Origin of the sequence: Stutzerimonas kunmingensis (genome assembly GCF_032106285.1) — a bacterium.
Lineage (GTDB): Bacteria > Pseudomonadota > Gammaproteobacteria > Pseudomonadales > Pseudomonadaceae > Stutzerimonas > Stutzerimonas kunmingensis_B.
On record NZ_DAMCPO010000009.1, the window covers coordinates 1 to 13,753 of the forward strand.

Consider the following 13,753-nt stretch of genomic DNA (forward strand, 5'->3'; position numbering starts at 1 on the left):
CGCAGAATCGGCCGACTGCCTGCTCGTTTGAAGATGGAGTTTATGGAGCGCTTACGATACGAATGGCCTGACCCCCGTAGCGCAGCTCGCCGGTGTGGCAGGCCGCGCAGGTCACATCCAGATAGGCGCGACCGGTCTCATCATCCTCGTGGCGGGCAAAGCCCACCGGCAGGTTGCCGGGGTTCAGCGCGGTGGCTTTTTGCGCGGGATCGACCAGAAAGCCGAAGCGCGCGAGGTAGTCGGGCGTGGCGAACCTGTCCCGGCTGAAGGGCAGCTCCAGCGCACGGAACCAGTCGTACTCCAGTCCCTTAACCTGGGTGCCTTGCGGCGTGTAGTAATAGGTCTGCCGCTGCGTGGTGTCCCACTGCTCCAGATAATGCAGCGCTTCGGGCGCTTCGTACTCTGGAAGGTTCGGGTAGGCCACGAAATACAGCCCGACACCCACGGCCAGCACAGCCAACAACAAGACAGCCCCCAGGGCTCGGCGCAGCAATCGCATCGGTACATCCTTGTAGCGTCATGGCGAGTGCGCTTTTATGGCAGGGTTGTGGGGTGATGGCAATAAGATGTCGTATGTTTTGCACCACAGGCAACAAGTGGTCGCCGCTTTAGGTAATTATTCAACGTCAAGCAGGTTTCCGCGCACGGAGGCTGGAATGCATGAGGTATAAGTTAAGTATTTTGAATTTTTCTTAACTAGTATTCCGTGCTCGGGTATTTGAACATCAGCTACTCTGTTAATTCTGGATATCACTGTATGCGAGTAGGCTCCATTGGTGAACGTGATGGAGTTGCTCAGTTCGCTGCCAGTTGCGTTACCTATTAATATGTCAACCTCATCCACTAATCTATTTAATTCAAGCTCGGGTGTGCGACCCGGATACCCAAATTTATAGCTGATCGTATTGTTCTGTTTATATAACTCTAGGGTTTTATCGGATTTCGATTTGCAGTAAAAAAATGGTGGTAGACGTTCCGTTGCTGCTGTAAGTGGAACAGTCAGCACCACGATAATAGTATAGGTGATGGCGTGTATAAATCTAAGCATGAATATTGGGTGGGGTGCATCAGATGGTGAGAAAGTTCAGTTTTTCTTAATAGCTTGCAATAGCTCTGTAGCTGTCAGGCGCTTCAATGAATGTGCTATAGGGTCCGTTTCCACATCCAGAGCTGATGCTGTAGCACCATCGACGTCATACACCAAATAAGCGTTACCGATGGTCACTACATAAGTTTTCCCGGCTACTGACGCTATGGTTTTCGGAGTAGCAGACATTAGATCTTCGATCGAGTCGTAGCGCAGCGCAACAAGCACATTGCCTAGCTTGCCGAGGGATGTTACAGCGGCTTCAGCAGGCTCGGCCATAACAGATTGTAGGGACGCTCTATTAGATTCCTCAATCCAGGCGTCTGTGTAACGGAAAGCTGTATCCTGGTAATCGCTCGATAATATTTTTTTAAGGCAAACAGCTTTTCGAATGGAGGCACCATTCTGCCCGTTGCGAATATTGCTGTATATGCAGTCGATAAGAGGGATATTATCTTTGACTTTTAGGGTATAAAAGACTTCGAAATGTATATTCGATCCAGAGTTTTCATAGCTCAGTGCGGGCCCGCCATTGAACCGCACCAAAGTTCTGGCTGTCTGCCCTGCGTAGCCAACAATGTCGGCGATAATTGTCGTTTTCGTTCCCTGCTTGATCGTCAGAGTGCCCGCGTCCATGTCTGCTGTATAGATTTCCGCCACCCCGTCATCATTTAATGAAATGGTGTAAGCGCTTGCGTGTGCGCTGATGGTCAGCGTTAGTGAGATAAGCAGAGCTAAAAACCGTACGTGTTTCATGGAGCGAAGACTTCCTTTGCCGAGGACGTTTTTCTTAGATGGATTCAAACTTTCTTGCATAGCCGGCTATAAGTTGCTGCTGATCAGAGCCGTTGATTATTCTGCGAGCCTCTACATAATCTACCTCAACAGAATTAATATAGTCGCTTAGTTTTTTCCGGTAAAAATTACCTTCTTTCATATCCCGGATCATAATCGGACAGAATGTTCGGGCTCGGCTGCTTTATCCGGTTGGCTTACGAAATTGACATCGGCTTGTAGAGTGCGGGCGGATCGTAAGGTTGATACTCATCATTTGATTCAGCAGCCCCGGCGGGTTGATCTTGAACCTTCAGTCATTACTTGGCGCGCCGTGGGCATGGTTAGCGATAGCGGGCTACAGATGGTCCCCTTCGATTGCAATCAATTGAAGAACTAGAAGATTGATCGTTATGTTCTCCGTCCACCAATCCTTGTTCTGCTTTTTTGAAGATGGAGTACCTATAAGCCATCAGCTCCCATGGGAGTAAGATATTTTCGCTCGAAGTATTTCTGGCTTATTAATCTAGTTGTGGTTGTATTTGTTTTGAAATCAGTTACGCGTTCAACCCCTGTAAGCTTCTCATACTCGAATTCGGCAGAGTGCTTTTCGTGGCCCGCTGATTTGGAGGCGATGTAACGACAACAGCCATCTCGAGATAAGGATAGTATCGCCCTTTCGCTATGCAGGACCTTAGGGCTCGACAGTATTGACATTTCCTCAGAGTATTCAAATGCTTTTTTGCTTGGCTCGTAAGTCCATGCAATGTAAGTTGTATTGGAGCCAGTGCTGCTCTCGAGTACTCTCAAGTCAGGGAAGCCGTCGAAGTTGTAGTCCTCGAACACGATCGATGTGGTATCCGTTAGGGTCTCTATTTCAAAATTTTGGGCTCTGCCGTCTATAAATTTAATTGCTATATTAGTGTTTGGGTGATTTTTTGAAATGTCTATTCCGTTAATGAGATTTTTGTAGCTTTTGCTGAGGGCGCTGGCATGAATACTGTGGCTAATCCTGTCACCTTTCCAGGTGCCCTTCATCAATTGATTGTCAAGCTCGGCACTTATCTTTGCCTCGCCTAAGGTGGACTTTTCTATCAATATTATATGGTTGTTTTCAATTGAGCCTCGCAGCGGTATGGCTGTGCCATATTTTTTATAATGGTAGCCTCCTACAATATCGCCGTTAGTTTCCGATAGCGTCATAAAAATTTCGCTTCCAGCGACCTTGCCTTCATAGGCTATTATCTCTGTTACAGATGCAGTTTCAGCATGGCATACGTGCAGATAAGCTAATGAAAGAACTGCAGTGATAACTCTCTTCATAGAATTCCCAAAGCTCGCTTTGCTCGTTCCAGCATTTGCGCGCGGTGATGCATGTTGTTAGGTTCTTTGCTTCTGTTTGGGTAGAATGGACTTTCCTGCCTTGCCCATCCATTCACGTAGACTGATACCCAGTATAAGTCATCGCTATCAGCGGCTGCATTTAAGTTAGGTTTCAGCTTAGCCCAGTAGTAGCCGGATGCGAGTGCTGCTAGCTTTGGATTGTACGCCAGCTGCTCTGCGCGCTCAGTGGAACTTGTAATATCGAGGTTTTCGAATTCTTTTATGTTTTTTAGAAAGGCTTCGCAGGCTTCGTAATTGCTTCGCCCAGTTATTTGCAAGAGTCCGCGCCCCTTAAATTTTTGCCCGTCGCCTGCTTGGGTGTTGCCTAGGTCTGAACGACCTTCGTATTGTTTGCCAGAGCTGAGTTCCGCAGAGTACCGTAGCTCTCCGGTTTCATGCCCTATTTGAGACAAAAAATGTGCTATACGAAGAGGTGTATTTATTTCAAATGCTTCAAGCGTATTGTTGATCGGAAGAAGGTACTTATCGAGTATCTCGTCGGAAGCTGAGTTCATGATATACGCAAGCGTTGCTCTAGAAACCAGAAGAGCCCTGTTGGCGAAGCTTGATAAGAAACCGTTTGGTGAAATATTCCAAATTATTCCGCTTGTAGGAATCCCATGTCTCCCAGCCAGATCGTTCCACCAACTTAACTTCTCGATTCGCTGCTTTTCCACTTCCCAAACGAGGTTCGGCTTTCCGGACTCTTCCGCTAACAATGGATCGAGTTCATCCCACTTGTCCTTGTTCCAGAACCACTCGCTTTCATATTTGGCGACCAGTTGGCCAAGCACTTGAGCGTGCCAAGGCCTGGTCAGCGCTGCTTGGATTTCAGCGCTGGTCAATACGCCATCCTTGTCGGTATCGGCGATATCGTAGAGTCGAGCGAGCGTTACGATTGGGCCGCCATCGGCTTTGCTGATCTGCGCCCGGTAGTTGTGCTCTTCGTCTGTGCTTAGCAGGCCTCTGGCATTGAAGGCGTAGGTGAGCTTTTCGACGGGCGTTCCGGTTTCCTCGATGCACTGGAAGCCTTCCCACTCCCACGGACTGTGACGAGTAGTGATCAGCTCCTGCTCGGCGAGCCAGCCGTCGATGGGGTTACCGTTAGCGTCGGCGAACAGGCCGTCCAGCCGCCACCAGTGCATGGTGTTGTCAGCGCCATCCTTGACCTGGATTTTTCTCGAAGCGGAGAGTCCATCCAACAAGGACTGCGGAATGATCAGGTCGACGCCGATCTGCGTGCCATCGTCGTCCAATTTGGGCGGGTTCTCGGCATTGATGTCGTCCCGGTGCGGAATCAGCTTGCTTGCGCCTTTATAGACCTTGAGCAGGGTCTTCTGGTCGTCGGGCAAGCGGCTCGCCCAGGCGCGGCTCCGGGCGATGAATGCAGGCACATCGTCGCAGCTGAATAGTTCTACATGGACCATGTGCTGAGCGGCGCTGTCGTGGTTCTGGTACAGACCGGGATGGCCAATAAGTTCACCCGCCTTGATCGACACTCCGCTGTCGAGAACGACTACCTTGTCGTATTCCGCTGGCTCGCTGTGCGGTTTGAGCAAGCTGGTGGATACATAGCCGGGTAGGTGCCCCTCGTCGTCAGCTGATAGGGCGGGTTGTGCCGTCCCGCTGATCAGACTGACCAGCTTGCTGAATTCGCCCTCCGCTCTGTCGATGGTGATCTCGGCACCCTTGGACAGCTCCGACAGCTTAGTGGTGTTCTTGCTCGGCCCGGAGCGGACGCTCAGCCCATCCTGCTGCGTATTCACGGTGTAGCGTTTGGTTTCCCAAAAGGTGGGGCGCGGCAGGTCCGGTTGCGCTTGGTAGCCCGCCCAATCCAGCAGGTGCATGTACAGGCTGTAGAGAGTGAGGCTTGGAGGAGTTTGCCCTTCGACGATGCTGCCGTCAGCGTTCTTCAGTGGCGGCGGCTGCAGGCTGTGCTTGACCAGAACGAACCCCGTGGAAAAGGGTGCACGTTTGACCAAGGGGATGTCGTCTGTGAATTCGCTGACTGGGTAGCGCTCGTCGATGCGGTAGGCAATCACCTCTCCGTCGGCGATACAGCGCACGCTCGACTGGTCGAATGCAGCGGCCGTGCCTTCGTCGAAGTGGACGCCGCCATGCCATAAGCCGTTCTCGCCGGTGGGGTAGAACCCGCCCTTGGCCTGGGCCATATGTGTAAGCAGCTGCAGCGGATTGTTGCTGCTGTCCTTGCCAGGAAACGGGTATGCCCAGCTGATCGGGTTGGATTGGTTCATGTTCGATGCATCCTTGCGTTCGAGCCGGCGGGGCAGCCGGCTCTGTCCTTTTCTTAGCCTGAAAAATTGAGCGAGCGCTTGCGTTTGCTGAGCAGACTTTCCGCCTCACCTGGCATTGCCTGCTCCAGTAGGCTTCCGGCCTTGTCGCTATCGGCCATTCCCGGCAGCACCGGTGATTTGATCTTGATCCCCGAGCCCTTGCCCGGCGTGCCGCCGGCGTTTATTCGTGCCAGCGGGCCGGAGACGGTGATGCCGCCTGGGTCGAGCTTGATGAAGCTGCCGCCGGCCTTGAGGGTCAGTTCGATGCCGGCTTCGATGACCATTTTCTGCCCGGCCTTGAGGTGGATCTCGCGGCCGGCCTTGGTCAGATGGGCAGTGCCGAGCTTGATGTGCTGGGTATGGGCGACAGTGAGGTGGTCGTCGGGTTTGACTTCGACCTTGCGGTCGCCGGCAACGGCCAGGTGCTCCTCGGCGCGGAATTCGCTGTAGCTGTTGGCCTCCACCGTGTCGTGACGCTCGTGGCCGACGCGGATCTTCTGGTCGTGCTCGATGTTCTCGTCCCAGTCGCGCTGGGCGTGGAGGTAGATCTGTTCGGCGCCCTTGCGGTCTTCGATGCGCAGCTCGTTGTAGCCGCCACCGCCCGGGCTGCTCAGGGTCTTGAACACCGTGCGGGTCTTGTTCGCCGGCAGGTCGTAGGGAACCTGGTGTTCCTTGTGGTACAGGCAGCCGGTCACCAGCGGTTGATCGGGGTCGCCTTCGAGGAAGGTCACCAGCACTTCCATGCCAACACGCGGGATGGCGATGCCGCCGTAGCGGTCGCCGGCCCAGCTGGAGCTGACGCGCAGCCAGCAGCTGGTCTTGTCATCGGCCTGGCCTTCACGATCCCAGTGAAATTGAACGCGCACGCGGCCGTATTCATCGCAGTGGATTTCTTCGCCCGCCGGCCCGGTGACGACGGCGGTCTGGCTGCCGAGCACCTTCGGCTTCGGATGGTTCAATGGCGGACGGAAAGGAATGTCCCAGGGCGTGGCGCTGAAACGGTTGCGGTAGCCCTGGGCAAAGCCGTCACCGGTATCGACATGATTAGTGATCGACTCTTCCAACACCTGCGGCTGCTTGCCTTCATGCAGCACCTCAGTGAGCAGCCAGAGGTCGTTCCATTCCCGGCGTGGATGGTCGGATATCTCCAGCAGATGACCGCTGACCAGGCTGGGCTGATCGCTGCTGCCCTTGGCGAGGCGGCAATCGCTGCGATGGCGCTCCAGAGCGCGTTGCGACAGGTGCTTGCCACGGGCGCGCTCGGTGAAGCGACCCGGATAGTCGTAGTCTTCGAGGTCTGGTTGCGAGTTGGAGGCCTGTGCTGGCTCGGCGCGATAGGCCGCTTCCATCAGTAATCTGGGCTGTTCGAAATCATAGTCACGACGGCTGACGCGGCTGGTGCGTGTCGCGACACGCACGGCGAAGCGCTTGATCACCGGCTCGTCGGCCGTCATGCCGTTGTCCTGCAGATAGGCGGTCGGCTGACCGAGTCTGGCGAAGCTGGTCTGGTCATCGCCGAAAACCAGCACATGACCTCTGGTGCTGTGCTCGAAGTGGTAATGGATACCTTCTTCCTCACACAGGCGCTGGATGAAGTGCAGGTCGGTTTCGTCGTACTGCACGCAATATTCGCGCGGCGGGTAGATCACCGGGCCGAGCTGGAAGCGGTAGGCGTTGGCCTGGATGCCGTGCTCCTCGAGCACCTGGGCGACGATCTGCGGCACGCTGAGGTGCTGAAAGATGCGCTGGTTAGTGCGATGGGCGAGGTAGGCCAGTTGCGGAACGAGCGTAAGGCGATAGCGGGTCAAGCGTTTGCCCGATTCACCCTGGGCGATGCGGTGGACCAGGCCGTGGATGCCCATGGCGGCGGGGTCGAAAGCGAGAAAGGCGGGTTTATGCAGCAGCGCCTGCAGATCCAGATCAGGCAGCTCGCTGACCAGCTCGAGGTCGAAGCGATACGGTTGGCTGATGGCTTCCCGACCACTGAAGGCGAGGACCTGCAGGTCGTGCTCCACGCCCTCGAGCGTCAGGCTGAAGTGGGTTTCATTGGCCGCGTTGAACATGGGGCTTTCCTTGTCCTGATGTCATCCATGGGAGTGACCGAACCAGCGCTGCAAGCGGCTCGGTGCGGGGCGGCTGAAGGCGTGCAACAGACCTGCCGCATCGATGCTGCGCTGCGCTTCGTCGAATGCCAGCGCCAGACGCAGTGCCGGCCAGCAATGCGCGGGCAGCTGCGGTGGCCGCTGCAGCGCGCGGTCCAGTTCCATTGCCTTGGCCTGGCGGGCGCTGAGCCGACGATATGGGTGGCTGCCGCTGGCCAGCTCGTAGAGCACGCAAGCCAGCGCATAGATATCGGCGCTGGCGGTCAGCTCGCCGCCATCGAGCAACTCCAGTGCCGCATAACGCGGCGTCCAGGCTGCAAAACGCGTGCGGCACAGGCGCGGCAGACCGGGCAACAGGCCTTCCAGCGGTTGGCCAAGGCCGTAGTCGAACAGGCGCAGGCCGTCATCGGCGAGCATCACGTTGCTCGGTTTCAGGTCGCCATGCAGCACGCCCAAGCTGTGGGAGTAGGTCAGCGCTTCCAGCAGCGGTAACGCGATGCCCTGCAGTTCGCTCCAGGCCATGCCTTGCGGGCGTTCGCACAGCAACTGATCGAGGGTCGGCCCCTTGAGTAGCTCCAGCGTGATGAAGGCACGCTGGCTGGCCGGGTCGATATCGAAGTTGTACAGGCGCACCACGTGCCGATGGCTGAGGCGGGTGGTCAGCGCGTACTCGCTGTAGAGCAGCGCGCTGGCGTCGGGGTATTCGGCGAAATCCTCGCTGAGGGTCTTCAGCGCCACGTATGGTTCCGGATCACCAAACTGTTCGCGCAGCAGATCGCGCGCACGATAGACCGCACCCATGCCGCCGACGCCGAGCAGGCGCTCGATCCGGTAGCGGCCACCGAGCACGTCCGGCAGCTCGCCAGGGGCTGTCTTCGGTTTGACCGCTGCTGGCGTGGCCGCGGTGGACGCCAGGGCAAAGTAGGTGAGGTCGCTGGCCTGCAGTTGCGGTGCGTTCATCGGCGGATCACCACGGCGCTAAGGTTGTCCCGCGCCGGCCCCTTCAATGCCTGACGAAACAGCCTTTCGAGTGCCAGGTGAGTGGATGGCAGGCTGAGTGCAGCACCGAGGGCATCGGCGGACATGCTTTGATGAAGCCCATCGCTGCACAGCAGCAGCGTGTCACCGGGAAACACGTCGAACTCGAGGATATCCAGCTCCAGCTCTTCACGGGCCCCGATGGCGCGGGTCAGCGCATGGGCCGCAGGATGCCTGGCTGCTTGTTCGGGGGTCAGTTGTTGCTCGTCGAGCAGCTGCTGCAACAGCGAATGATCCCGCGATAGCTGATAGAGCCGCCCACTGCGCCACAGATAACAGCGGCTGTCGCCCGCCCAGATGCATGCCGCGCGGTCATCCTCCACGAGCAGGGCGACCACGGTGCTGCCGATCACCGGGTCCGGGCGTTCGGCGGTGACCGTAAGTTCCTGGCTGAGCCGACGATTCAGCTCGTGCAGACAGCGCCGCAACGCCAGCACCCGCTCCGGCAGGTCGCCCGTAGAGGACAGATCGGCCAGCTGCTCGACGATCAGGCGACTCGCCAGCGCGCCGTTCTGGTGTCCGCCCATGCCGTCGGCCACGGCCCAGAGGCCGGCCTGCGGGAGGTCGAGGAAGGCATCTTCGTTGCGCGCCCGCACCTTGCCAGTGTCGGTGCGCGCCGCGCTGCGCCAGCTACACGCCGTCGCGCTCATCACAGCGTCGCCGGCAGCTTGAAGCCGCGCAGCAGCGCGAGGTCGAAAGGATTCGGCGAGCGCTGCGCGTGCAGCAGGTAGTTAGCGCGCAGGCCGCCGAGATCGGCCTTGAGCATCAGCACGTCGCGGCCGCTGTGGTAGTCGACCTGCATCAGGTCGATCAGGCGGAACAGCGACCAAGGGCCGGTGTTCTTCTCGATGCCGACGCGACGCCCGCCGAGTTCTTCCACCACCAGGCTGGTGCGCCCGTCGTCGGCCTCGGCTGGCCAGCGGAATGCGGTCTGCACGATCGGACCGTGGCGATACTCCATCTGCTGGTTGCCGAAGCGGAAGTCGGCACGACCGAGGCTCGAATCCAGCGAATAGGGCTCCAGCTTGAACAGGATCAGCGGCTCGTTGGGGTTCTCGGCGAAGAAGCTGCGGCGAATGGTCTGCGCCCGGCTCATCTGCGCGAGGAACTGCTCGGACAGTGGCATGCCGCGACCGTCGACCCGGCGCAGTTGGTACTGACCGGCGCTGCCGCTGACGAAGGGTTTGAGGTAGCGCTCGAAGAAGCTGTCTGCCAGACCCTGGGCCTTGAAGAACTCGCGGAAGTCAGCGAGGGCGACGTCGCTGGCGCTGTGTGCGCTGAACGGATAACGCTCGCGCAGCGAACCGCGGTAGCTGGCGTAGAGCTCGTTGCGATAGCGCTGGTTGAGGTAGTGATAGGCGTCGCTGAGCACCAGCGACCAGCTGTCCTCGGCCAGCAGACCAAGCCACTTGCCGACTGGTTGCGGGAGCCGTGAAGCACTGCTGCGCAGCTGGTTGATGGCGTCGCGCTGACCACCCATGCGCGCCTTGGCCATCTCGAATGCGGCCTGTTCCGGTGCGCTGGCGTGGGCCAGTGAGGCCAGCTGCAATTGCAGGGCGTCGAGCGCCTGCAGGCTTGCCGTCAGCTCCGGCCCAGCCGCGCCGTTTTCGTCGAGCAGCTGGTGCAGCGGCGCGAAGCGGCGTTCGAGGGTCTTGCGTGCGGTGTCCGGTACGTTCTTCAGCAATGCAGCCTGTGCCTGCTCCGCCGCGGCGGTGGCAAGCTTGGCCGCCTTGCCAAGCTTGCCGCCAGCGTTCTGGGCGGCATCGGCCAGTTCGCCGGCCTCCGCAGTCGCTTCCGCGAGACCGGCGAAGCGGGTGTTGTCGCGCACCGCCAGCAGTAGTTGCAGCAGCGGCGAGTTGGCTGCGGTGAGCCCGGCGAGCTGCGCGGCACCCTGCGCCGCACTACCGGCCGGGAGGACGTTCAGCTGGGCGATTGCTTCGCTCCAGTGCGTGGCGTAGTCACGGAAGTAAAGCTGCTCCATTTCCACCAGCAGGCGGCCGAGGTCCTTGGCACTGAGGCTGTCACCTTCGCCCAGCACCCAGTTGTCGCGCAGGATTTCGCTGACCAGCTCGGCGCCTTGGGCGGCGAACAGCTTCTGATAGCCACGCTGGGTATAGAAGCCGGGAATCGCATAGTTGCCGCCGACGAACAGTGACGCCTGCGGGCCGAGCTGCGTGTTCAGACGGTAGTCGGGAAGGTTGCGCGCCTGATCGCGCAGCATGCGGTAGACCACTGCTGCCAACGATTCGCTGCGCAGCTGGGCGCGGGCCTTGGCCACCAGATTGTCGTTCAGCTGATAGGGCGCGAACGACTCCTCCAGCAGACGAGCAAAATGGGTGTTCAGGCCTTGCTGGGCAACTGCGTTGCCGCTATGGCGCAGCGACCAGTCGGCGGCCAGCCAGTCCTTGAGAAACGCCGCATCACGGCGCTCGGCCAGGTTCAACATGAGGTACGCGCGCAGGCTGCCGAGCAGCTGTTCGCGGTCGTTCAGGTTGGCGCGAATCTGCGCTTCCAGCTGCCGACCGACCCGTGGCAGCAGCAGCGTTTCCAGATTGCGACGGTAGGCGTCGTGCAATGTCGGGTCGACTGCCTCGCCTTGGTACAGGCCGCCACGGCGTAGCCAGGACACATCGTCCCTGGGCGGAAATATCTGGGTCGCCACGTAGCTCGCGTCCAGCGCCTTGAGGGTGCGCAGTGCCTCGTCTTCCGCTTCGATGGTCTTGCGTTCGCCACCCAGCGTCTGGGCGATGCCGCGCAGCTGTTCGAGGCGCTCGTGGTTGCTGGAGAAGTTCAGTGCCCAGGCGCCGCCGAACAGCACCAGGCAACCGAAGGCGCCTGCATAAAGCGCGCGCTGGCCCCAGTCGATGCGGCGAACCTCGCGCTGATCGAGGCCCGCCAGTTCGGCTTCGGGAAAGATCACCCGGCTGAGCAGTTGATTGATGAAGCGTGCACGGCCGCTGCGGAAGGTCGGCAGTGCGCTGCTGGCCAGGCCGAGCTGGCGGCCGATGCCGGCAGTGAGCGGGTCGAGACCTTCGCGTAGCTGCGGCGCGCTGGTCAGGTAGAAGCCACGTAGCTGGCTGGCACGCTGATAGCGGTTGCCGGCAAACGCGAGTTCGATGAACAGGCTCAGGCGCTCGCCGATCTGCCCCAGCTGATGGGGAAAGTCGAGGATGCGGCCGCGGCGCTGGGTGTCACGTTCCTGGTGCATGCGCATGATCACCTGGCTGTTCAGCCGGCGCAGGAGTTCCTCGAACTCCTCGCGCACCACCTGCGCATCGCTGCCATTCTGCTCCTTACGGAAGCTTGCACCGAGCACCTGATCGCTTTCCTCGCGGGACAGCTGATCGAAGAACTCGTCGAAACCGAGAATCCGATCGGCCTTGCTCAGCACCAGATAGACGGGTGCATCGACGCCCAGGCGCTGGTGGATTTCATGCAGGCGCTGGCGGGCCTGACGGGCAAGGTTCTCCAGCTCCAGTTCATTGCCGCCTAGCAGCTGATCCACCGGCAGGTTGACCAGCACGCCGTTGAGCGGTCGGGCACGGCGCTTGCGCAGCAAGCCGAGCAGGGTGTCCCAGGCGCTACCGTCGACGACGGCGTCGGACTGCGTCAGATAGCGGCCGGCGGTGTCGATTAGCACGGCATGATCGGCGAAGTACCAGTCGGCGTAGCGGGTACCGGAAACGTCCTTGGTCAGGCGCTGCTGTTCGCTGCGGTTGAGCGGGAAATCCAGGCCGGAGAAGTCCAGCAAGCTGGTCTTACCGCTGCCCTGCGGGCCGATCAGCAGGTACCAGGGCAGCTCGCTGCGCCATTTCTCGCTGCGCCCGCGGTAGAGGCTGGAGGTTTTCAGGGTGCGCAGCGCCTGCTTGAAGCGATGGCGCAGTTCCTGTTGCTCCTCGCCGATCAGACCGTCGCGGCGCAGCTGCTCCTGAATGTCCTGGTCCTCGGCGTCGCGCTTCTTGCGTGCGCTGGCGCGCCAGCTGGCGAAGACCATGGCCAGGCCCCAGCCGAGGAACAGCACGCTGATGCTCAGCAGACGGCTGCTGGATGACTCCCAGAAGCGGTGGTCATTCACCGCCAGCAGCGGCCCGACGAACCACACCAGAACCGCAAGCAGCAGGACCAGCAGCAGGCTCCAGACCCAGGTTCGGCGCAGCACGGCGCCGAGTTTGCCGAAGAACGTCTTCATCTCATTTCATCCCTGAAAAGGTGGAGCCGCCGGCGTCCATGTCCAGCGAGCGATAGGGTTGCAGCACGCTCTCGCGTTGTTCGCCGAGCACCCAGGCGAAACCGCCGTAGATCACCCCGAGGCACATCAGGGTGAACAGCGCGACCATCCACCAGGGCACGATGCGCACCAGGCGCCGACGGGTATCCTTCAGGCCCTCCCAGTGCGGCGACAGCTCGCGCGGTATGTCGCCACGCATCTGCCGGATCTGCCGGTAGAGGCTGTCGCGCACCGCTTCCAGTTCGAGCATGCCGCGCGGCAGCACGCGGTACTTGCCCTCGAAGCCGAGGGACAGGCACAGGTACATCAGTTCGAGCATCGGCAGGTGCTTGACCGGGTTGCGCGACAGCCGCTCGAGCAGCTGGAAGAACTTCTCGCCGCCGAAGGTCTCGTTGTGGAAGCTCGACAGCAGGCTCATCTGCGACCACTCGCTTTCGTTGCCCCAGGGCGTGGTCACCACGGCCTCATCGAGAGTGGTGCAGAGCACGTAGCGCGCTGCCATCACCTGGCTGCTCTCGGCACCATCGTGCAGGGCTCGGTGCTCGAACAGCTTGATCGCGCTGCTCAATTGCCGGTGCAGTGCCTGCAGGTCTTCGCTGTCCAGGCTGTGCTTGAGCCGTACCACTTCCGAGAGCAGCGGCGAGGCGGCAGCCACCAGCGGATTGAGGCTGATGTTGAACGTCTCCGCCGGGCGCAGGCGGGCGGCGTAGATCATCCGCTCCTCCAGCTGCTCGAAGCGCGGCGGGGTGTCGAAGTCGGTCAACGTGCTCTGTGCCGGGGCCTCGCCGGCGCGGTTGACGATGACCGTGTGGTCGTTCTGTCCGTAATCCATTTCCTTGATCATGTC

Annotated in this window: 8 protein-coding genes and 1 pseudogene; all 9 read right to left on the reverse strand. The window is 59.5% G+C overall.

Features of this window, described 5'->3' with window-relative positions:
- Window positions 1-55: 55 nt before the first annotated feature.
- Window positions 56-499: pseudogene (locus RT582_RS09055) on the reverse strand (hypothetical protein); the annotation flags it as partial.
- Window positions 500-1,084: 585 nt separating this feature from the next.
- A complete protein-coding gene (locus tag RT582_RS09060; RefSeq protein WP_313477191.1) occupies window positions 1,085-1,843 on the reverse strand; it encodes a hypothetical protein in 759 nt (252 codons plus the stop codon).
- 480 nt (window positions 1,844-2,323) lie between these two features.
- Window positions 2,324-3,184, reverse strand: coding sequence for an XAC2610-related protein (locus RT582_RS09065; protein ID WP_313477192.1), 861 nt, complete (start codon window positions 3,182-3,184; stop codon window positions 2,324-2,326).
- The gene (locus RT582_RS09070; protein ID WP_313477193.1) at window positions 3,181-5,499 is read right to left on the reverse strand and encodes a hypothetical protein; all 2,319 of its coding nucleotides are present in this window, start codon (window positions 5,497-5,499) and stop codon (window positions 3,181-3,183) included. Before RT582_RS09070 ends, RT582_RS09065 begins: the two co-directional genes overlap by 4 nt.
- 53 nt (window positions 5,500-5,552) lie before the next feature.
- On the reverse strand, window positions 5,553-7,601 hold the full coding sequence (gene tssI / locus RT582_RS09075) for a type VI secretion system Vgr family protein (RefSeq protein ID WP_313477194.1): 2,049 nt from the start codon (window positions 7,599-7,601) through the stop codon (window positions 5,553-5,555).
- 21 nt (window positions 7,602-7,622) lie between these two features.
- A complete protein-coding gene (locus RT582_RS09080) occupies window positions 7,623-8,600 on the reverse strand; it encodes a serine/threonine-protein kinase (RefSeq protein ID WP_313477195.1) in 978 nt (325 codons plus the stop codon).
- Complete coding sequence (locus tag RT582_RS09085) at window positions 8,597-9,328, reverse strand: PP2C family protein-serine/threonine phosphatase (RefSeq protein ID WP_313477196.1); 732 nt, start codon at window positions 9,326-9,328, stop codon at window positions 8,597-8,599. Before RT582_RS09085 ends, RT582_RS09080 begins: the two co-directional genes overlap by 4 nt.
- Window positions 9,328-12,867: a type VI secretion system membrane subunit TssM gene (gene tssM / locus RT582_RS09090; protein ID WP_313477197.1), complete on the reverse strand. Its 3,540-nt coding sequence runs from the start codon at window positions 12,865-12,867 to the stop codon at window positions 9,328-9,330. The genes RT582_RS09085 and tssM overlap by 1 nt, the downstream gene beginning before the upstream one ends.
- A gap of 1 nt (window position 12,868) precedes the next feature.
- Window positions 12,869-13,750, reverse strand: a complete 882-nt coding sequence (gene icmH, locus RT582_RS09095) for a type IVB secretion system protein IcmH/DotU (RefSeq protein ID WP_313477198.1) — start codon at window positions 13,748-13,750, stop codon at window positions 12,869-12,871.
- Window positions 13,751-13,753: the final 3 nt, after the last annotated feature.